This window comes from Herbaspirillum camelliae (genome assembly GCF_001929405.1).
GTDB classification, from domain to species: domain Bacteria; phylum Pseudomonadota; class Gammaproteobacteria; order Burkholderiales; family Burkholderiaceae_D; genus Herbaspirillum; species Herbaspirillum seropedicae.
In genome coordinates, this window is record NZ_KV880769.1 from 3504313 (window position 1) to 3524223 (window position 19911).

The 19911-nt window shown below is 63.4% G+C and carries 16 protein-coding genes and 1 tRNA gene; 9 read left to right on the forward strand and 8 right to left on the reverse strand.

Annotated features, from left to right (window positions below; genetic code table 11):
• The first annotated feature begins 2 nt into the window (after positions 1 to 2).
• Together pmbA and BGK68_RS15585 are read left to right on the forward strand one after the other, a co-directional pair.
• Positions 3 to 1367 carry a metalloprotease PmbA gene (pmbA, locus tag BGK68_RS15575; RefSeq protein ID WP_075257848.1) on the forward strand — a complete coding sequence of 455 codons (1365 nt, stop codon included), beginning with the start codon at positions 3 to 5 and terminating at the stop codon, positions 1365 to 1367.
• A 241-nt stretch (positions 1368 to 1608) separates the two neighbouring features.
• A complete protein-coding gene (locus BGK68_RS15585; RefSeq protein WP_075257850.1) occupies positions 1609 to 3207 on the forward strand; it encodes an MDR family MFS transporter in 1599 nt (532 codons plus the stop codon).
• A gap of 63 nt (positions 3208 to 3270) precedes the next feature.
• On the opposite strand, the gene BGK68_RS15590 is transcribed toward BGK68_RS15585, so the two are convergent.
• Together BGK68_RS15590 and BGK68_RS15595 are read right to left on the reverse strand one after the other, a co-directional pair.
• Entirely contained in the window at positions 3271 to 4764 is a 1494-nt protein-coding gene (locus tag BGK68_RS15590) for a cryptochrome/photolyase family protein (protein WP_075257851.1), read from the reverse strand.
• A 377-nt stretch (positions 4765 to 5141) separates the two neighbouring features.
• A tRNA-Leu gene (locus BGK68_RS15595) sits at positions 5142 to 5226 on the reverse strand.
• Between the two features lie 237 nt (positions 5227 to 5463).
• Here BGK68_RS15595 and rnr point away from each other — a divergent pair.
• The 3 genes from rnr (at position 5464) to cysE (ending at position 9722) form a co-directional block, all read left to right on the forward strand.
• The gene (gene rnr / locus BGK68_RS15600; RefSeq protein ID WP_075257852.1) at positions 5464 to 7998 is read left to right on the forward strand and encodes a ribonuclease R; all 2535 of its coding nucleotides are present in this window, start codon (positions 5464 to 5466) and stop codon (positions 7996 to 7998) included.
• 110 nt (positions 7999 to 8108) lie between these two features.
• Complete coding sequence (rlmB, locus tag BGK68_RS15605) at positions 8109 to 8846, forward strand: 23S rRNA (guanosine(2251)-2'-O)-methyltransferase RlmB (RefSeq protein ID WP_013233865.1); 738 nt, start codon at positions 8109 to 8111, stop codon at positions 8844 to 8846.
• A gap of 123 nt (positions 8847 to 8969) precedes the next feature.
• Complete coding sequence (gene cysE / locus BGK68_RS15610) at positions 8970 to 9722, forward strand: serine O-acetyltransferase (protein WP_075257853.1); 753 nt, start codon at positions 8970 to 8972, stop codon at positions 9720 to 9722.
• Positions 9723 to 9777: 55 nt separating this feature from the next.
• On the opposite strand, the gene BGK68_RS15615 is transcribed toward cysE, so the two are convergent.
• From BGK68_RS15615 to BGK68_RS15635, 5 genes are all read right to left on the reverse strand, one after another.
• On the reverse strand, positions 9778 to 10569 hold the full coding sequence (locus BGK68_RS15615) for a UDP-2,3-diacylglucosamine diphosphatase (RefSeq protein WP_075257854.1): 792 nt from the start codon (positions 10567 to 10569) through the stop codon (positions 9778 to 9780).
• 30 nt (positions 10570 to 10599) lie between these two features.
• Positions 10600 to 11088, reverse strand: coding sequence for a peptidylprolyl isomerase (locus BGK68_RS15620; protein ID WP_075257855.1), 489 nt, complete (start codon positions 11086 to 11088; stop codon positions 10600 to 10602).
• 111 nt (positions 11089 to 11199) lie between these two features.
• The gene (locus BGK68_RS15625) at positions 11200 to 11769 is read right to left on the reverse strand and encodes a peptidylprolyl isomerase (RefSeq protein ID WP_075257856.1); all 570 of its coding nucleotides are present in this window, start codon (positions 11767 to 11769) and stop codon (positions 11200 to 11202) included.
• Positions 11766 to 12983 (reverse strand): L,D-transpeptidase family protein, encoded by a 1218-nt coding sequence (locus tag BGK68_RS15630; RefSeq protein ID WP_143433208.1) that lies wholly within the window; start codon positions 12981 to 12983, stop codon positions 11766 to 11768. Before BGK68_RS15630 ends, BGK68_RS15625 begins: the two co-directional genes overlap by 4 nt.
• A 36-nt stretch (positions 12984 to 13019) precedes the next feature.
• Positions 13020 to 14564 (reverse strand): nuclear transport factor 2 family protein, encoded by a 1545-nt coding sequence (locus BGK68_RS15635; protein ID WP_075257858.1) that lies wholly within the window; start codon positions 14562 to 14564, stop codon positions 13020 to 13022.
• A 232-nt stretch (positions 14565 to 14796) separates the two neighbouring features.
• Between BGK68_RS15635 and cysS the strand changes: the two genes are divergently transcribed.
• The 4 genes from cysS to tilS all read left to right on the forward strand — a co-directional run bounded on the left by cysS (position 14797) and on the right by tilS (position 19482).
• Positions 14797 to 16188 carry a cysteine--tRNA ligase gene (gene cysS / locus BGK68_RS15640; RefSeq protein WP_075257859.1) on the forward strand — a complete coding sequence of 464 codons (1392 nt, stop codon included), beginning with the start codon at positions 14797 to 14799 and terminating at the stop codon, positions 16186 to 16188.
• A 1-nt stretch (position 16189) separates the two neighbouring features.
• A complete protein-coding gene (locus BGK68_RS15645; protein WP_013233873.1) occupies positions 16190 to 16849 on the forward strand; it encodes a DNA-3-methyladenine glycosylase family protein in 660 nt (219 codons plus the stop codon).
• 160 nt (positions 16850 to 17009) lie between these two features.
• Positions 17010 to 17990, forward strand: a complete 981-nt coding sequence (locus BGK68_RS15650) for an acetyl-CoA carboxylase carboxyltransferase subunit alpha (RefSeq protein ID WP_013233874.1) — start codon at positions 17010 to 17012, stop codon at positions 17988 to 17990.
• Between the two features lie 79 nt (positions 17991 to 18069).
• A complete protein-coding gene (gene tilS / locus BGK68_RS15655; RefSeq protein ID WP_075257860.1) occupies positions 18070 to 19482 on the forward strand; it encodes a tRNA lysidine(34) synthetase TilS in 1413 nt (470 codons plus the stop codon).
• 126 nt (positions 19483 to 19608) lie between these two features.
• Here the strand turns inward: tilS and BGK68_RS15660 are convergent, their stop codons facing one another.
• Positions 19609 to 19884, reverse strand: a complete 276-nt coding sequence (locus BGK68_RS15660; protein WP_075257861.1) for a hypothetical protein — start codon at positions 19882 to 19884, stop codon at positions 19609 to 19611.
• Positions 19885 to 19911 lie beyond the last annotated feature (27 nt).

The window sequence follows — 19911 nt, forward strand, 5'->3', positions numbered from 1 at the left end:
TCATGAGCGATACCCCATTCACGCACAGTCAGGACCAGTTGAAGCAGTTGGCGCAGGATGTCCTGCGTTATGCCCGTGACAAGGGCGCCTCGGACGCCGCCGTCGACATCAGCGAAGGCAGTGGCCTCTCGGTAGCGGTGCGCAAGGGCAAGATCGAGACCATCGAGCAGAACAAGGACAAGGGCATCGGCGTGACCGTGTTCCTCGGAGAAGGCCGCCAGGTGCGGCGCGGCAACGCCAGCACCTCGGATTTCTCGCAGCAGGCCCTGAAGGAAACGGTCGAGGCCGCCTACAACATTGCCCGCTTCACCTCCATCGATGACTGCGCCGGCCTGCCTGATGCCGACATGCTGGAAATGTCGCCGCGCGACCTGAAATTGTTTTCGCCGTGGAATATTTCCGCTGAAGAAGCTGTGGCGCTGGCCCAACGCTGCGAAACCGCTGCGCTGGAGACGGATCCCCGCATCAGCAACAGCGAAGGCGCTGGTGTCTACGTGCAACACTCGCATTTCATCGCAGCCAACAGCCGTGGTTTCATGGGTGGCTATCCATTCTCGCGCCACACCATCTCGGTGGCACCGATCGCCGGCAAGGGCGGGAGCATGCAGCGCGACGACTGGTATTCCTCCAAGCGCGATCCGAAGAAACTGGCCCAGCCCGAAGCCATCGGCCGCTATGCCGCCGAGCGCGCGCTGGCGCGCCTGAACGCCCGCAAGCTGAGCACCCGCAAGTGCCCGGTGCTGTTCGAGGCGCCGCTGGCCGCGGGTCTCCTGGGGGCATTCGTGCAGGCCGTCTCGGGTGGTGCGCTGTACCGTAAATCGACTTTCCTGCTGGACTCCCTGGGCCAGCAGGTGTTTCCGGAGCACATCCAGATCCTGGAAGATCCGCACGTCATCGGTGGCGTCGGCTCGGCCCCCTTCGATGAAGAGGGCGTGCGTACCCTCAAGCGCGAAGTGGTGCGCAATGGCGTGGTGCAGGGTTATTTCCTGTCCACCTATTCGGCCCGCAAGCTGGGCATGCAGACCACCGGCAATTCGGGCGGTTCGCACAACCTCACGCTGCGTTCGGCGCTGACCACTCGCGCCGATACCTTCAAGGGCATGTTGAAGAAGATGGGCACCGGTTTGCTGGTGACCGAGCTGATGGGCCAGGGCGTGAACTACGTCACCGGTGACTATTCGCGCGGCGCTTCCGGTTACTGGGTCGAGAATGGCGTGATCCAGTATCCGGTGGAAGAGATCACCATTGCCGGTAACATGAAGGACATGCTGCGCCAGATCGTGGCCGTGGGCAACGACACGCTCATCCGCGGCACCAAGAAAACCGGTTCCATCCTGCTGGAAAGCATGACCATCGCGGGCGACTGAGTCTGGCGCCGGCCGCCATGTCTTGCGACATGGCTGTGCTGATTCATCACCTCTGGGCAACTGCGCCGGCGCGGCGTGGGCGATGCGCTGCTCTGCCGAGCGCATCGGCTCGCATTGGAGCCTGAAGCTCAAGGAGCAGCGCTACGAACTGCTGCTGTGAGCACGCCGGCAAGCTGTCCGGCGCAGCGCTAGAATGGCGGATTGCGCCTTGCGCGACTTTCCGGATTAGCTTCCCCGCAACATGGCCCTCCATACCGACGCCGCCCATTCCAGCGGCCAAGTCCTGCCGTTTCGCGAATCCTTGCTGGCCACGCTGGGCATTTGCTTCGTCATCATGCTGGTGGCGCTGGACCAGACCATCGTAGGCACCGCGCTTCCCACCATCGTGGCCGAGCTCAAGGGCTTCGAGCTCTACGCCTGGGTCGCCACAGCCTACCTGCTGACCTCGGTCATCACCGTGCCCATCTTCGGGCGGCTGGGCGACTACTTCGGTCGCAAGCCTTTCGTGATCGCCTCCATCATCGTCTTTGTCGGCGCCTCCGCCTTGTGCGGCATGGCCAACAGCATGTTGTTCCTGGTGCTGGCGCGCGGCTTGCAGGGCATTGGCGGGGGCATGCTGGTGGGCACCTGTTTTGCCTCGGTGGCCGACCTGTTTCCCGATCCCCGGGTGCGGTTGCGCTGGCAGATCATCCTCTCGGTGTCCTTTGGCATTGCCACGGCGGTGGGTCCCTCGCTGGGCGGCTTCCTGACCCAGGGCCTGGGCTGGCGCTGGGTGTTCTATTGCAACCTGCCCATCGGCGTGATTTCGTTGTTCTTCGTGTGGCGTTTCGTGCCGCATATCCGCCATATGCAGCATGTCGGCAAGATGCGGCTGGACTGGCCCGGCGCGCTCTTGATCTCGCTGTCGCTGGGCAGCCTGCAACTGCTGGTGGAGCTCTTGCCCAAACGTGGCGTCACCAGCGGCATGCTGGTCTTGCTGGCGGTGTCGGTGGCGGCTTTCTACGCCTTGTGGAAATGGGAGCAGCGCGCCGCCCAGCCTATCCTGCCCTTCGAGATGCTGCGTGACCGTGCGCTGGCCAGCCTGTTCCTGCTGTCGGTGCTGGCCGGCTTTGCCATGTTCTCGATGCTCATGTATGCGCCGCTGCTGTTCCAGGGCGGGTTCGGCCTGAGTCCGCGCGAGGCCGGGCTGCTGATCACGCCCCTGGTGGCCTGTATCACCGTGGCCAGCATCGTCAACGGACGCATCATCACCCGTATTCCCAATCCCAACCTGATGATGAATCTGGGCTTTGCCCTGATCGCCGCGTCCTGCCTGGGCATCGTGCTGTGCGACCGCGTCACGGGCAAGGGCTTCCTGCTGGCGGTGATGCTGGCCGGCGGGTTCGGGCTGGGGCTGGTCCTGCCCAACCTGACCGTGTTCGCCCAGCAGGCCGCCGCGCGCGAGCACCTGGGCATTGCGACGGCCTTGCTGCAATCGCTGCGCATGATAGGCGGGATGCTGGGGACGGCCATCACCGGTACGCTGGTGAGCCAGATGTATGGGGCGGGCGTCGAGAAGGCGCTGGAGGGCGATCATGCCGCGCAATGGCTCAAGGACTTCAGTGACCCTGAAGTGCTGGTCAACCACGACATCCAGTCGGTGCTGCTGGCCCAGCTGATGCAAGCCGGCCATGATGGTTCGGCCTTGCTGGAGGCGGCCCGCGAGGCCTTGGTGGGAGCCATCCACATGGGTATTGCGATTGCCATCGTCGCCGCGCTGGTGGGGCTGTGGATGGTGCGCCGGGTGCCGCCTATCCGCTTCGATCAGGACAAGAAGGTCGAGCCGGTGATGTCGGAATGAACCCTAGGCTTGGCGCGATAAAACCAAAGGGACCACATGCGGTCCCTTTTTTGCGCATGGAGATTATTCCGGCTGCCCGGCTTTCTTGATGACGGCATAGCGCTCCAGCGTGCGCTCACGCGCCTGCGCATGATCGACGATAGGGCGGGGATAGTTCTGTCCCAGCACCACCCCGGCATCCATGCGTTCATCTGGTGTAGCCGTCCACGGGGCATGGATGCGCTTGTTGGGGAGCTTGGCCAGTTGCGGCAGATAGCGTCGGATGAACTTGCCATCGGGGTCGAATTTCTCGGACTGCGTCACCGGATTGAAGATGCGGAAGTAGGGCTGGGCGTCGCAGCCCGAGGATGAGGCCCATTGCCAGCCGCCGTTGTTGGCGGCGAGGTCGAAGTCATTGAGGTGACGCGCAAAATAGCGCTCGCCCCAGCGCCAGTCGATGCCCAGGTCCTTGGTCAGGAAGCTGGCCACCACCATGCGCAGGCGGTTGTGCATGTAGCCGCTCTGGTTGATCTGGGCCATGGCGGCATCGACCAGCGGATAGCCGGTGCGGCCCTCGCACCAGGCGGCAAAGAGTGCTTCGGCCTGCGGGCCTTGCTCCCACTGGATGGCGTCGTATTCGGGCTTGAAGGCGCGGCGGGTGACGCGGGGGTGGTGGTGCAGGATCATGAAATAGAAATCGCGCCAGGTCAGTTCCGATAGCCACACCGCCGCGCCCGCCGGTCCTTGTCCGGCATGCATGGCCTGCATGGCCGCCCGCGCCAGGGTGCGGATGGAAATGGTGCCAAAGCGCAGATGCACCGACAGGTAGGACGGTCCCTTCACTGCCGGGAAGTCGCGCGCCGTACCATAGCTGCCGATGCGGCCGAGGAATTCGTCCAGCAGGCTTTGTGCGCCCGACATGCCGGTGGGAATCTTCAGTTCCTGCAGATTGCTGGGCGCAAAGCCCAGTTGCTGATGCGACGGCAGGTTGTGTCCGGTCTTGCCGGGTGGGGTGGCGAGGGCCTTGAGGTACTTCTCGACCGGATAGGGCTTGAGGAAGAAGTCGCCGTCGGCTGCGGCCAGCTTGCTCATCCAGGCATTCTTGTAGGGCGTGAAGACCGAGAAGGGTTTGGCCGATTGCGTCAGCACTTCATCCTTCTCGAAGATCACCTGGTCCTTGTAGCTCAACAATTGTGCGCCCTTCTTGGCCAGGGTCTGGGCCACTGTCGCATCGCGTTCCACGGCAGCGGGTTCGTAGTCGGTGTTGGTATAAACCGCTTGCACGTCCAGCTCGGCGGCTAGCGCCGGGATCTGCGTGACGGCCGACCCGTGCAGCACGATCAGTCCGCCGCCGGCGTGGCGCAGGGCTTCATCGAGCTCGACCACGCTGGCCAGCAGGAAATCGATGCGGCGATCCTGCGTGACGCCCTCGGCCTTGAGGGCAGCGAGGATGTCGGTGTCGAAGACGAACACGCACCACACTTGCCGGCTCTGCGAAAGCGCGTAGTAGAGCGCAGCGTGGTCGGTCATGCGCAGGTCACGGCGGAACCAGACCAGGGATCTGTCGAATTGGGGCATTGCGATGATGATGAACGGTGGAGGAGGATGGGATGGATAGCATCCGGGATGGCTGCTGGGCAGCCCTGTCGCCACAGATGATAAGAGATTTGAAGTGCATCGGCCCGGATGGGAGGGCGGTGACCCAGCTTTGACACAGGATGCGTGCAGGTGGTGGTGGTGCTGGGGCGCAGGGAAGGCGGATCTACGATATCCCGCCCGTTCGGACTGAGTAGCGCCGCAGGCGCGTATCGAAGGCGCGCATGGGATGGTGATTCGTCCTTGCGCCTTCGATACGCTGCGCATGGCGCAGCTACTCAGTCCGAACGGGAGGAGGGTGTGTTGTGGTCCCAAAACGCAAAAGGTCGATTGATTTTCATCAATCGACCTTTTTTGTTTGGTGCCCACGGAGGGACTCGAACCCCCACACCTCGCGGCACATGGACCTGAACCATGCGCGTCTACCAATTCCGCCACGTGGGCTGCGCTGTAAAGCGAAGAACGTGATTATAGACGGTCTGCGAGAACTGTCAACAGCTTTTTTGCTGCAGTGAAGGATTTTTCGTTGCAATACGATGCTCCAAGCCCTTCAACACCTATTATTGCGGTTAGGTAAATGGCCGCAACTCCGTTACACTAGGCACATCCACCCGCCGGGGCGCTTGATACACCGTTGTTTTCCTGTCCCGGCATTGTTAACAATTGCGCGAAACGAAACTTTTGAGCCAATTTCCCTATTCCATTCCCAGCCGGGAAGAAATCCTCGGCATCCTGCGCACTTCGTCCGGCGCGCAAAACGCTGCCGCCCTGGCAGCCGCGCTCGGCGTCAAGCCTGAAGAAATGGATGGCCTGACGCGCCGCCTCAACGCCATGGAGCGTGACGGCCAGATCAAGCCGGATCGCGCAGGTCACTACAAACTGACCCATTCGCCCGACTTCATCCTGGGCCGTGTCTCCAGCCATCGCGATGGTTTCGGGTTCCTGCTGCCCGATGACGGCAGCGATGACCTGTTCCTGCCGGAGAAGGAAATGCAGAAGGTCATGCACGGCGACCGCGTCCAGGCGCGCATCGTCGGCACCGACCGCCGTGGCCGTCCGGAAGGCACCATCGTCGAAGTCGTGGAGCGCGCCAACACCCACGTGATCGGCCGCCTGCTCAATGAAAACGGTGTCTGGATCGTCGCTCCGGAAGACAAGCGCATCGGCCACGACGTGCTGCTGGCCGGCCCCCCGGGCAAGGCCAAGGCGGGGCAGGTGGTCAGCGTGGAGCTGACCGAGCATCCCTCGCGCTACACGCAGCCGGTCGGCAAGATCGTCGAGATCCTCGGCGACATCGACGACCCCGGCATGGAAATCGAAATCGCCGTGCGCAAGTACGGCGTGCCGCATGAATTCTCCGAAGCCGCCAAGAAGCTCTCGGCCAAGCTGCCCAGCGAAGTCAAGGCGGCGGACCTGAAGGATCGTGTCGACCTGCGTGACGTGCCGATGGTCACCATCGATGGCGAGGACGCCCGCGACTTCGACGATGCGGTCTACTGCGAACCGGTCAAGATCGGCCGCACCAAGGGTTATCGCCTGATCGTCGCCATTGCCGACGTGAGCCACTACGTCAAGCCCAACGACGCGCTGGATGTGGATGCGCTGGAGCGCAGCACCTCGGTCTACTTCCCGCGCCGGGTCATCCCGATGCTGCCGGAAAAGCTCTCCAACGGCCTGTGCTCGCTGAACCCGGACGTGGACCGCCTGACCCTGGTGTGCGACGCCGTCATCACTGCCAAGGGCGAGATCAAGGCCTACCAGTTCTATCCCGCCGTGATCCACTCGGCAGCCCGCCTGACCTATACCGAAGTGGCCTCCATCCTGGCCAATACCAAGGGTCCGGAGGCGGCGCGCCGCATCGGCCTGGTGTCGCACCTGACGCACCTCTACGAAGTGTTCCAGGCGCTCTTGACGGCGCGCCAGGCGCGCGGCGCCATCGACTTCGAGACCACCGAGACCTACATCGTCTGCAACGCCGCCGGCAAGATCGAGAAGATCCTGCCGCGCACCCGCAACGATGCGCACCGGCTGATCGAGGAATGCATGCTGGCCGCCAACGTCTGCGCGGCCGACCTGCTCAAGCGCCACGATCATCCGGCGCTCTATCGCATCCACGCCGGTCCGACCAAGGAAAAGCTGACGACCTTGCGTACCTTCCTCAAGCAAGTCGGCCTCACGCTCGGCGGTGGCGACACCCCCAGCGCCTCCGACTATGCCGAGCTGATGCCCAAGGTCAAGGCCCGTCCGGATGCGGTGCTGATCCAGACCATGCTGCTGCGCTCCATGCAGCAGGCGGTCTACAGCCCTGACAACATCGGCCACTTCGGCCTGTCCTACGAGTCCTACGCGCACTTCACCAGCCCGATCCGCCGTTATCCCGACCTCTTGACGCACCGTGCCATCAAGGCCGTGCTGCAAGGTAAGCGCTACGAACCCAAGGGCATCGACAGCACTGCGCTCAACACCTCCATCTCGCCCGCCGCCCGCAAGGCGCAGGCGCTGCAGCGTGCCACCGACAAGGCGGCCGGCAAGAAGCCGCGCGGCGAGAGTGCGCTGGCGATCTGGGAAGCGCTGGGCCTGCACTGCTCGGCCAACGAACGCCGCGCCGACGAGGCTTCGCGTGATGTGGAAGCCTGGCTGAAGTGCTACTTCATCCGCGACAAGCTGGGCGAGGAATTCACCGGCACCATCTCCGGCGTGGCCACCTTCGGCATCTTCGTCCAACTGGATGCGCTCTACATCGAAGGCTTGGTGCACGTCACCGAACTGGGCGCCGATTACTTCCAGTACGACGAGGCCCGCCACGAACTACGCGGCGAACGCACCGGCATCCGCTACCAGCTGACCGACCGCGTCACCGTGCAGGTCAGCCGCGTGGACCTGGATGCACGCAAGATCGACCTGGCGCTGGTTAACGAGCCGGGCATCCGTACCCTCATCAAGAACGAAGCCAAGCGTGCTGAAAACGCCGCGCGCGGCAAGTCCGGTGGTGGCAGGCAAGTCCAGGCTGAAGGCCAGCCTGCCGCCCGTGGCAAGAAGGGCGCGGCCGCCAAGCCAGCAACTGCGGCAGCCGCGGCAGCCGCCGCTGGCAGCAAGGCCAAGGGCGGCGCCAAGGCCAAGGCTGGCGGAGCCCGCACCAGCACGGCGCGGCCCGGTGAGGCCGACCGCAAGCGCGCAGCGTCCAAGGGTTTCACCAAGGGCAAGAAGAAGCGATGAGCATGTCCCCGGTCGCGCGTGATGGCGTGATGGTGTGATGCGCAGGCCGGGTTTGATGGAACCAGGGGCAGATGCCCCATCAAGCAAGACGAAAGACACAAGCAGGATCTATGAAGAGCAAAATGATTTTCGGCTTCCATGCCGTGACCTCCCGCATCCGCCACGAGGCTTCCTCGGTGGACGAGATCTACGTGGATGCCGAGCGCCGCGACCGCCGCATGCTGGATCTGCTGCATGCGGCCAAGGAAGCCAATGTGCGCATCATCCAGGCCGATGACCAGCGCCTGGCGGCCATGGTCGGCACGCGCCGCCACCAGGGCGTGGTGGCCAAGGCCGCCGCGCTGTCGCTGGCGCGCACCCTCGATGAGCTGCTGGATGCTGTGGTCGGCCCGCCGCTGCTGCTGATCCTCGATGGCATCACCGATCCGCACAACCTGGGCGCCTGCCTGCGCGTGGCCGACGGTGCCGGCGCGCATGCCGTGATCGCTCCCAAGGATCGCGCCGTGGGCTTGAATGCGACGGCCATGAAGGTGTCCAGCGGTGCGTCCGATACCGTGCCCTACATCACAGTCACCAACCTCGCGCGCACCATGCGCGACCTGAAGGAGCGCGGCGTGTGGATCATCGGTACCTCCGATGATGCCGAGAAGGGTCTCTACGAAGGCGACTTCACCGGTCCCACCGCACTGGTGATGGGCTCCGAAGGCGAGGGTATGCGCCGCCTCACCCGCGAGACTTGCGATGTGCTGGTCAACATCCCCATGTTCGGTTCGGTCGAGAGCTTGAATGTGTCCGTAGCGTCGGGTGTGTGTCTGTACGAGGCGCGACGCCAGCGCTTGCCCAAGTAAGTCCGGTCATCTCCGCATGACAGCATCGCCGGACTGTGTGTCCGGCGATTTTTTTTGTCATTCCACTTTTCTTTTATTCCTTTTATTCCTTTTATTCTTTTTATATCGTTCAGGAAAGTCATCATGTTCAGCCGACTCAGAGAAGACATCGCCAGCATCCGTGCGCGTGACCCCGCCGCACGCAACAGCTGGGAGGTGCTGACCTGTTATCCCGGCCTGCATGCGCTGATCCTGCATCGCTGGGCCAAGGCCTGCTGGCAGGCGCAACTGAAATGGCTGGGCCGTTTCATCTCGCAGCTGGGACGCATGCTCACCGGCATCGAGATCCATCCAGGCGCCACCATAGGGCGGCGTGTGTTCATCGATCACGGCATGGGCGTGGTGATCGGCGAGACCGCCATCGTGGGGGACGACAGCACCATCTACCAGGGCGTGACGCTGGGCGGCACATCGCTGGCCAAGGGCGCCAAGCGCCATCCTACGCTGGGCCGTGGCGTCATCATCGGCGCTGGCGCCAAGGTGTTGGGCGGCTTCTCCGTCGGTGATGGAGCCAAGGTCGGTTCCAATGCCGTGGTGACCAAGGAAGTGCCGGCCGGAGCGACGGCGGTGGGTAACCCGGCACGCATCATCGAACGCAACATCGTCTCGGCAGAGCCTGATCAGGCGGCTGCGCGGCTGTTTGCGGCCTATGGCGTGATGCCCAACGGCGACGATCCGCTGTCGAAGGCCCTGCATGGGCTCATCAACCAGGTGGCGGCCCAGGAGCAGCAGCTCCAGGTGATGCTGGCCGCCTTGCAGGGAGCGGGGATAGGGTGTCGACGCCTGGAAGAGGCCGGACAATTCGACGCCGCGCAACTGAACCGGCTGGTCGATTGAGGAGGAGGGGCGCAGCCGGTATCAGACCGGCTGCGTGGTTCGTCTTGGCTTTCGCTCAGGCGATCTCGTCGCCGTTCACATCATGCCGGTGCAGTGCGCCATCGGCAGTCAGGCTGATCCAGCCGCCGCGCGGCGTTTCCACGTCGTATTCCCAATCCGGCAGGACATAACGCAGCTTCTGCGCGTGGCCTTCACCGAGGCGATGCAGGGCAGGGCGATGCGTATGGCCGTGGATCAGTGTATCGGTGCCGGTCTGCGCAAAGAGCGCGTCGATGGCGCCAGCGTTGACATCCATGATCGCCATTTCCTTGCTCTGGTTGGCGTCCTGGCTGTTCTTGCGGATGCCTTCGATGATGGCCTTGCGCTGCGCCAGCGGCATGGCCAGGAACTGTTGCTGGTAGGCCGGCTGGCGTACCTGGGCGCGGAAGGCCATGTAGGCATGGTCATCGGTACACTGGGCGTCGCCATGGGCCAGCGTCAGCGTGCGACCAGCGGCGGTGATGACGTGCGGGTCCGGCAGCAGCGTCAGTGCGGCGGCATCGGCAAAGGCCTGGCCGACCAGAAAGTCACGGTTGCCCGCCATCCAGTACAGTTGCACGCCCTGAGCCTGTAGCGTTTTGAGCGCGTCGGCAATCAACTGGTTGTAGGGGGTGGCCAGGTCGTCGTCACCGGCCCAGTATTCGAAGATGTCGCCCAGCAGGTACAGTTGCTGCGTCTGTACCGCATGGCTCTGCAGGAAGGCCAGGAAGGCGGCCGTGGTGCGCGGCAGGCTGGCCTGCAAATGGAGGTCGGAAACAAAAAGCGCAACCGTCGGTTGCGCTTTCTGCATGAACTGGAAATCAGTCATGGTCGATGAAGTCAGCGGTCAAGGCCGGGCTCAGACCACTTCTGCCTTCTCGATCACCACGTCTTCCGCAGGCACGTCGGCGAACATGCCGGCACGGGTGGTCTTCACACCCTTGATCTTGTCGACCACTTCAGTGCCTTCGACGACCTTGCCGAAGACGCAGTAGCCCCAGCCGTCCTGGCCCGGGTAGTCCAGGAAGCTGTTGTTCTTGACGTTGATGAAGAACTGCGCCGAGGCCGAGTGCGGAGCGGCGGTGCGGGCCATGGCCAGGGTGTAGGGCTCGTTCTTCAAGCCATTCTTGGCTTCGTTCTCGATCGGATCGCGGGTTTCCTTCTGCTTCATGCCGGGTTCGAAGCCGCCGCCCTGGATCATGAAGCCGTCGATGACGCGGTGGAAGATGGTGCCGTCGTAGTGGCCGGCGTTGACGTAGGCCAGGAAGTTTTCAACGGTCTTGGGCGCCTTTTCCACATCCAGTTCGATCTTGATGGTGCCGTGGTTGGTGGTGAGCAGAACTGCCATGATGAATCCTTTGCTGATGTAGGGGAAATAAAAAACCGGCGGGCGACATGGGCCCGCCTTGTGATACCTCTGATACCTCTGATGCCGCCGAGGCCTGTAGCGCCGGCTGGCTTACTTGACCAGGGTGGCCGATTCGATCACCACCGGGGTGGTCGGTACATCGCCGGCGCCGGTGCGCACCTGCTTGATCTTGTCGACTACCTCAGTGCCGGCGACGACCTTGCCGAACACGGCGTAACCCCAACCATCCTGGCCCGGATAGTCCAGGAAGCGGTTGTTGGCGACATTGATGAAGAATTGCGCGGTCGCCGAATGCGGGGCCGAGGTGCGCGCCATGGCGATAGTATAAACCTCGTTCTTCAAACCGTTATTGGCCTCGTTCTTGATCGGGGCGTCGGTGGGCTTTTCGCGCAGGTTCTGGTCCATGCCGCCGCCCTGGATCATGAAACCATTGATGACGCGGTGGAAGACGGTGCCGTTGTACTGGCCTTTCTTGACGTACTTGAGGAAGTTCTCCACCGAGACCGGCGCCTTTTCGGGGTTCAGCTCGACGGTGATATCGCCCATGCTGGTCTTGAGCAGCACGCGCGGGGCGTCAGCAGCCAGGGCCGGGGCGGCCAGTGCAGCGGACAGAGACAATGCTGCGGCCATGCGCAGCAGGTGACGACGGGAGAGGATCATGCGTTGCCTTCGTAAATGATTTTCCATTGCGAACCTTCACGCACCCAGTACTGGCGCTTGCGGATCGCGTTCTTGCTCTTGCCGACCGCACTTTCCTGGGTGAAAGTGCTGACGATCATGTCTTCCGGTGTGCCCGGGTAGCGGAACAGGCTGACATCGCGCAGTTTGACACTGGTATAGCGCGCGCCGTTCAGGCTCTTCTGCTGGCGACCGAACCAGGTGGCCAGGCTTTCGCCCTGGGCCGAGCGGAATTCGGGGGAATAATACGACAACACCTTCTCGGGGTCGGCGTTTTCCAGTGACTGGCCCCATTGTTCCAGGATGGCCGAGGCGGCGTCGCGCTGGCGCGCCCATTCATTCTTGTCCACGAACTGCACATGCTGGCTGATCACCACCACCGTCTTGCCGACCTCGGCGGTGGAGTACAGGCTCTGCAGGTCCGGGTTGGCCAGCACCACGCAGCCGTCCGAGGACAGGGGCGGGCGGCTGAAGTTGTCCGAGGGCGTGCCGTGCAGCCAGATGCCATAGCCGCTGCGGCCATTGCGCTTGTCCCATTCGTTCGGGTAGGACAGGGGCAGCGCGCCCGTGCCATAGAAATCAGGCAGCTTGGGGCCGGGGATGCGGTTGTTGACGTAGTACACGCCAATGGGCGTGCGCTGGTCGCCGGACTTGGACTTGTTGGCGCCGAAGCGGCCCTGGGAAATGTAGAAGTCGGTCTGGAATTTCAGCTCGCCGCCCTGGTTCTCATAGACGTACATGCGCGAGCGCGTGGTGTCGACCACCAGCACGTTCTTCTGGTCTTCGCCCACTTGCAGCACGGCCTTGGGGATCAGGTTGGGGTCGGGTTTTTCCTGCAGGGAGCGGATGCGCACCATGGCTTCATCGCGCAATTCCTTGAGCTTGTCGGCGGGGCCGTCCGCCATCGCGCCGAAATTGCGCACCGGCCGCGCATGCATCAACAGCAGGTCGCCACGCACCAGATGGCCCAGGCGGAAGGTCGGGTAGGCCGCCACCAGGGCGTCGGCCTTGGCCTGGGCTTCGCGCAGGCGGTTGGCGCCCAGGTCCTTGTAGATGTCGATCAACAGGGCTTCCGGGTCCGGCTTGGCGGCAGGCGCACCGGCCGGGGCGCTCTGGGGCGGAATGGAAGACGAGGAAGCGACGCTGCCCACCGAAGGCAGACCCGCCAGACACAAGATCAGCAGGCGTCCCAGCATGCGCGCGGGACGCCCTTGCAAAGCGCTAGCCACCAATTACCCTCCCGATCGTTCCTGTTTGATCAGCCATCGATTGCCCTGTTTTACGAAGATCAGGGTCTTGCGGCTGTCTACTGTTAATCGATCCGAATTATATATCTGGCGATAACGCACGGTGGCGGTGTTGCCATTGATGCTCACCGTGGCATTGCTGACCTTGACACTGATGCGACCCTTGTCTTCGATACGGGCGCGGCGCTCTTCGGCCCATTCCTTGCGGGAGGCGCCCTTGGGGGTGTCGAAGTCGCTGGCGTAGTGACCCAGGTAGCTGCGCACGTCCTTGTCGCTCCAGGCCTTGGCCCAGCCGTTCAAGGCAGCCAGCACGGCGGTCTTGTCCTGTTCGGCGCTGGCTTGTTCCTTGGCTTTTTCCTTGTCGGCGCGGGCCTTGTCTGCCTTGGCCTTTTCGGCTGCGGCCAGCTTCTCGGCTTTGGCCTTCTCGGCGGCGGCCAGCTTGTCGGCCTTGGCCTTTTCGGCGGCAGCCTGGGCGGCCTTTTCCTTCTCGGCGCGGGCGGCCTGCTCGCGGGCCAGCTTGTCGGCCTGTTCCTTGTCCTTCTGGGCTAGCAGTTCCTTCTGCTTCTGCTCGGCGGCGGCCTTGTCGGCAGCCGCCTTTTGCGCGCGCGCCTGTTCGGCAGCCAGTTGCTCGGCGCGCACCTTCTCGGCACGGGCCTTCTCGGCGGCAGCCTTGTCAGCGGCGGCTTTTTCAGCGGCAGCCTTGTCGGCAGCAGCCTTTTCGGCGGCGGCTTTCTCCGCTGCAGCCTTGTCGGCAGCGGCCTTTTCCTTCTCGCTGGTGGCCTTGGAGATGGCGTTCTTCTCGGCCTCGGCCTTGTCGGCAGCGGCCTGCTGGGCCAGTTTTTCCGCCGCCAGGGCCTTGGCGCGTTGCTGCTGTTCGGCCGCGCTCGCTTCAGCCTTGGCCTTGGCATCGCGCTGGGTGGCGGCTGCCGAGGCCAGGCGCGGCACCGTGCCGCCGGTGGTATTGCCGTTGAGCGAACGCAGCAGCGTCAGCTTGGGTTGCGGCACATTGGCGCCCGGATCGATCTGCAAGGCCTTGTCATAGGCCTGGCTGGCCAGCTTGGCATAGACATCGCCCAGGTTTTCCAGCGCGGTGGCATAGGTCGGGTTGGTGCGCATGGCCATGTCCAGCGCCGCGCGGGCCTTGTCGTACTGGCCATCGGCCGCGTACAGCACGGCCAGGTTGTTGTAGGGTTCGGGCAGGTCAGGGAAATCTTCGGTCAGCTTGGTGAATACCGCGATGGCCTCGGCAGAACGGTTTTGTTCTGCTAAGATCAGGCCCTTCGTGAAACGCAGTTGCGCATCGCGCGGGTGTTTCGCCAGCACGGCATCGGTCTTGGTCAGCGCTTCGGCATACTGTCCGGCCCGCATCAGCTTGTTGATGTCAGACATTTCACTGGCATGCGCGAGGCTGGCGGGCGCCGCGAAGAGGGCGGCCACCAGGCTGGACATCACTGCCGTCTTGTGGGCAGTTTTGCTGATCAGATCGCGCAAACCATGAATGGGTGTCTGTTCTTGTGATTCTGGGGCCATGGTTTTATCGATGCTATACTCGAAGAGATTCGAAGAAAGCTGGCATTTTATATCAAACAAGTAAGACCAAAAGAGGTTTGGCGACCGTGACCCGTTCATGTTGCAACTGCTGCTAGAACAATGATCCCCCGGCAGGGGTGTTTCGGCGCGCGGGCTTTCGCGGCGCGAACCCCACGCACAATGCATGAACCAGGCGCCTTCTGCGGCGTCGCCAGATCCATAATCCCATCCCATGAGCGAGCTCAAGATTTACAACACGCTAGCGCGTGATAAGCAGACCTTTTCTCCGATCGAACCCGGCAAGGTGCGCTTGTACGTGTGCGGCATGACCGTCTATGACTATTGCCATATTGGCCATGCTCGCGTGCTGGTGGTATTCGACATGGTGCAGCGCTGGCTGCGCGCCTCCGGTTACGAGGTGACCTATGTGCGCAATATCACCGACATCGATGACAAGATCATCAAGCGCGCCGTGGAAAACGGCGAGACCATCGCCCAATTGACCAATCGCTTCATTGATGCCATGAACGAGGATGCCGCCGCCCTGGGCGTGCAGCGTCCCGACCATGAGCCGCGCGCCACCAGGTACGTGCCGCAGATGCTGGACCTGATCGGCAAGCTGGAAAAGAACGGCCTGGCCTACAAGGCCAGCGATGGCGACGTCAATTATTCGGTGCGCGATTTCCCCGGCTACGGCAAGCTCTCCGGCAAGTCGCTGGACGACCTGCGCGCTGGCGAGCGCGTCGATGTCAACACCGGCAAGCGCGACCCGCTGGACTTCGTGCTCTGGAAGGCGGCCAAGCCGGCGGAACCGGACGAGGCCAAGTGGGATTCGCCCTGGGGCTGTGGCCGTCCGGGCTGGCACATCGAGTGCTCGGCCATGTCCAGCGACCTGCTGGGGGACCACTTCGACATCCACGGCGGCGGTCAGGACCTGCAGTTCCCGCACCACGAAAACGAGATCGCCCAGTCCGAAGGCGCGCACCAGCACACCTTCGTGAACTACTGGATGCACAACGGTTTCGTGCGCATCGACAATGAGAAGATGTCCAAGTCCCTGGGCAATTTCTTCACCATCCGCGATGTGCTCAAGAAGTATGACCCGGAAGTGCTGCGCTTCTTCATCCTGCGCGCCCACTACCGTAGCCCGCTCAATTATTCCGATGCACACCTGGACGACGCCCGCCAGGCGCTGACCCGTCTGTATACGGCCCTGAAGGACGTGCCGCCGGAAGCCGGCGGTCTGGTGGCCGACGACGCCCATGCCCTGCGCCTGGCCGACGCGCTCAATGATGACTTCAATACGCCGGTGGCCATCGCGGTGCTGTTCGAACTGGCCAATGAGGTCAACCGTAGCCGTTCGCCCGCACAGGCGCGCCAGCTCAAGGCGCTGGCCGGCATCCTCGGCCTGTTGCAGCGGGAGCCCGGCGAGTACCTCAAGGGCGGCGTGGCGGCCACGGACGGCCTGGGCGAAGCCGAAATCGAGGCCTTGATCGCTGCCCGCAAGGCCGCCAAGGCCGGCAAGAACTTTGCCGAAGCCGACCGCATCCGGGCCGAACTGACCGAGGCCGGCATCATCCTGGAAGACAAGCCGGGCGGGCTGACCGAATGGCGGAGAGCGTGATTTGAATACCAACCGAAAAGCCAGCGACGTCGATCCCAGCCTGATCGTGCCGGCCTACTGGGAAGAGGCCAAGGCCGAGCTGATGAAGCGCGACCGCATCATGCGCAAGATCATCCCGCAGTTCGGGGACCTGCAACTGACGGTGCGCGGCGACGCCTTCACCACGCTGGCGCGTTCGGTGATCGGCCAGCAGATCTCGACCAAGGCCGCCAATGCGGTCTGGCAGCGCTTCCTGGAAGCCTGCCCGCGCTGCACGCCTGGCCAGGTGATCCGCACCGGTCCGGAAGGGCTGGCCGGCTGCGGCCTGTCCAAGCGCAAGGCCGAATACATCCTCGACCTGGCCGCGCATTTCAAGGCCAAGACGGTGCATCCCGACAAATGGGCGGAGATGGAAGACGAAGCCGTCATTGCCGAGATGATCCAGATCCGTGGCATTGGCCGCTGGACAGCCGAGATGTTTTTGATATTTAATCTGCTGCGCCCCAATGTGCTGCCGCTGGATGACCTGGGATTGCTCAAGGGCATCAGCATCAGCTACTTCTCGGGCGAGCCCGTCTCGCGCAGCGATGCGCGGGAAGTCGCCGCGAACTGGGAACCGTGGCGCACCGTGGCGACCTGGTATCTGTGGCGCAGCCTGGACCCGCTGCCCTCCGATTATTGATCCAAGGGGAAGAGGGCGCAGGCACTGCTGGTGTATACTCCCGTCCTCGCAAGAATTGAAGGCAAACCGATACATCCGGGATCATCGCGCCGCAACCCGCACCGGGCCGGCATTTTCACCGATCCTCGCCGCATGATCGGACTTGTTGAAAAGGAACACAATGACTAAATCGACAACGACTTTTCTGGGCTTCGAGCAGGCCATCGCCGAGCTGGACGCCAAGATCGAAGAGTTGCGTTTCGTACAGGACGACTCGGCCGTTGACATCTCCGAAGAGATCGAACGCCTGGTCAAGAAAAGCCAGCAACTGACCAAGGACATCTACGCCAAGCTCACCCCTTGGCAGGTCTCCCAGATCGCCCGCCATCCGCAACGTCCGTACACCATGGACTACGTGCGCGAGATCTTCACCGACTTCCACGAACTGCACGGCGACCGCACCTTTGCCGACGACCAGTCCATCGTCGGCGGTCTGGCCCGCTTCAACGGCCAGGCCTGCATGGTGATCGGCCACCAGAAGGGGCGCGACACCAAGGAACGCGCCATGCGCAACTTCGGTATGCCCAAGCCGGAAGGCTATCGCAAGGCCATGCGCCTGATGAAGGTGGCAGAGAAGTTCGGTTTGCCTATCTTTACCTTTGTCGATACCCCGGGCGCATTCCCCGGCATCGACGCCGAAGAGCGCGGCCAGTCCGAAGCCATCGGCCACAACCTGTACGTGATGGCCGAACTGAAGGTGCCGCTGATCGCCACCATCATCGGTGAAGGCGGTTCCGGCGGCGCGCTGGCCATCGCCGTGGGCGACTCGGTGCTGATGCTGCAATACGCCACCTACTCGGTGATCTCGCCGGAAGGCTGTGCTTCCATCCTGTGGAAGACCGCCGACCGCGCCGCCGACGCGGCCGAAGCCTTGGGCCTGACCGCCCATCGCTTGAAGGCCATCGGCCTGATCGACAAGATCGTCAACGAACCGCTGGGCGGGGCCCATCGTGATCCCAAGCAGATGGCCGGCCTGCTCAAGCGCGCACTGTCGGATTCGCTGCGCCAGTTCCAGGGCATGAAGACCAAGGACCTGCTGGCCGCGCGTCACGAAAAGCTGATGGCCTATGGCAAGTTCAAGGAATTGAATTCGGCGGAATAATCCTCCCTGCTTGCTTTGTCCGCCCAGGCGCCAGCGATTGCTTCGCTGGCGTTTGTCTTTTCCGGCTTTGATTTTTTCCATGTCCGCTCATCCTCGTCACGCTCACGAAACCACCCTTGTCCTCTTGCAGCAGGCGCTGCAGGACTGCCTGTCCGCCAGCGGCTTTGACGCCGCCCACGACACGCTGGCCGTGGCCTACAGCGGCGGGCTCGATTCCACCGTGCTGCTGTGGGTAGCGGCGCAATGGGCGCGTGAGAATGGCGGCACTAGCAGGCTGGCGCCGCTGCATGTGCATCATGGCCTCAGTCCCCATGCCGATGCCTGGCTGGCCCATGCCCAGGCCTGTTGCGCGCAACTGGGGCTGGTCTTGCAGTCCGAGCGTGTGCAGCTGGAAGGGGTGGCCGACAGCGGCGTCGAAGAAGCGGCGCGGCTGGCCCGCTATGCGGCGCTGGGCCGCCTGTGCCGCCAGCAGGGTGCGCGGGTGCTGCTGATGGCCCATCACCTGGATGACCAGGCCGAGACGGTGCTGTTGCAACTGCTGCGCGGCAGCGGCCTGGCCGGCCTGTCCGGCATGGACCGTTGCAATACCGCCCCGGCCTTGCTGGGCGACGATCGATTGCTGATGGCGCGGCCTTTTCTGGGCGTGACCCGGGCGCAGCTGGAGGTGGTGGCCGATGCGATGTCGCTGAAGTGGGTCGAGGACGAGTCCAACAGCGATCCGCGCTATACCCGCAACGCCTTGCGCCATCAGGTCATGCCGGCGCTGGGCCAGGTCTTCCCCGGCTATCAGCAGCGGCTGGCGCGCGCCGCAGGCCACGCGCAGGGCGCGCAGGAACTGCTGCGCGAAGTGGCCGAGCAGGACCTGGCGCACTGCCGTGAGGATGAGCACCTACGCATGCCGCCCTTGCGCGAGCTCAGCGAACAGCGTTTCCTGAACCTGATGCGCCACTGGTTCGGCCTGCGCGGCATGCGCATGCCTTCGGCAGCGTGGATGCAGGAAATGCGCCATCAATTGCTGCAAGCCGATGTGGAGGCGCAATTGTGCGTCTCCCATCCTGATGGTGAAGTACATCGCTATCGCGAGCGCGTTTTCCTTGCGCCGCGCCGTATGCCGCCCGAGGAGGGCGCCGTGGCCACGCTGCGGTGGGACGGCCAGGCGCAATGGCGCTTGCCGGCGTGGTACGGGACGCTGCACTTCGACCGTATCGGCGCCGATGACGTCCGCCCAGGTTTCGATCCCGCCTGGCTGCAGGGACAGTCTCTGCTGGCGTGCGGACGCAGCGGCGGGGAGCGCATCAGGCTGGCGACCAACCGTCCGGCGCGCAGTCTCAAGCAGCAATACCAGAGCGCGGACGTGCCGGCCTGGGAGCGTCCCTATCTGCCGCTGGTCTGGGCGGGCGAGTCCTTACTCTTTGCGGCGGGGATTGGCATGGATTGCGGGCAGTTTGCGGCTTGCGGAGAGCGCATCAGCCTGCGCTGGCAGCCGGACTGAATCAGTCAAATAATGTAAATGATATAAAAAATATCGCCCCCGGACCTGATGGTGCGGGGGCGATATCCCTGTCATCCCTGACATGGGTGGGCGTTGCACACGCCCGGTCTTGCTCAGTGCCAGCGCTTACTTCTTGGCGCCGTCAGCGGCCGGCTTGGCTTCGGTGCCAGCGGCTTCCTTCTTTTCAGCCTTGGCTTCGCCCTTCTTTTCGGCCTTCTTGTGCTTGGCGTGATGCTTGGCCTTGGGTGCAGTCTCGCTCTTGGCGGCTTCTGCCTTGGCCGGTGCGGCGGCGGTCGCAGCCGGAGCAGCAGGGGTGGCGGGAGCAGCGGCGCCAGTCTGGGCGAACACGGGCAGGGTCAGGGCCGACAGCAGGGAAGCAACGATGATGGTCTTGGTTTTCATGATGGTGTCCTTTCGAAGACGGATGTC

Bases quoted from the DNA above. Each gene is read 5' to 3' on its own strand.
- pmbA (WP_075257848.1), top strand. From the start codon at position 3: ATGAGCGATACCCCATTCACGCACAGTCAGGACCAGTTGAAGCAGTTG.
- BGK68_RS15585 (WP_075257850.1), top strand. From the start codon at position 1,609: ATGGCCCTCCATACCGACGCCGCCCATTCCAGCGGCCAAGTCCTGCCG.
- BGK68_RS15590 (WP_075257851.1), bottom strand. From the start codon at position 4,764: ATGCCCCAATTCGACAGATCCCTGGTCTGGTTCCGCCGTGACCTGCGC.
- rlmB (WP_013233865.1), top strand. From the start codon at position 8,109: ATGAAGAGCAAAATGATTTTCGGCTTCCATGCCGTGACCTCCCGCATC.
- cysE (WP_075257853.1), top strand. From the start codon at position 8,970: ATGTTCAGCCGACTCAGAGAAGACATCGCCAGCATCCGTGCGCGTGAC.
- BGK68_RS15615 (WP_075257854.1), bottom strand. From the start codon at position 10,569: ATGACTGATTTCCAGTTCATGCAGAAAGCGCAACCGACGGTTGCGCTT.
- BGK68_RS15620 (WP_075257855.1), bottom strand. From the start codon at position 11,088: ATGGCAGTTCTGCTCACCACCAACCACGGCACCATCAAGATCGAACTG.
- BGK68_RS15625 (WP_075257856.1), bottom strand. From the start codon at position 11,769: ATGATCCTCTCCCGTCGTCACCTGCTGCGCATGGCCGCAGCATTGTCT.
- BGK68_RS15630 (WP_143433208.1), bottom strand. From the start codon at position 12,983: ATGCTGGGACGCCTGCTGATCTTGTGTCTGGCGGGTCTGCCTTCGGTG.
- BGK68_RS15635 (WP_075257858.1), bottom strand. From the start codon at position 14,564: ATGGCCCCAGAATCACAAGAACAGACACCCATTCATGGTTTGCGCGAT.
- cysS (WP_075257859.1), top strand. From the start codon at position 14,797: ATGAGCGAGCTCAAGATTTACAACACGCTAGCGCGTGATAAGCAGACC.
- BGK68_RS15650 (WP_013233874.1), top strand. From the start codon at position 17,010: ATGACTAAATCGACAACGACTTTTCTGGGCTTCGAGCAGGCCATCGCC.
- tilS (WP_075257860.1), top strand. From the start codon at position 18,070: ATGTCCGCTCATCCTCGTCACGCTCACGAAACCACCCTTGTCCTCTTG.
- BGK68_RS15660 (WP_075257861.1), bottom strand. From the start codon at position 19,884: ATGAAAACCAAGACCATCATCGTTGCTTCCCTGCTGTCGGCCCTGACC.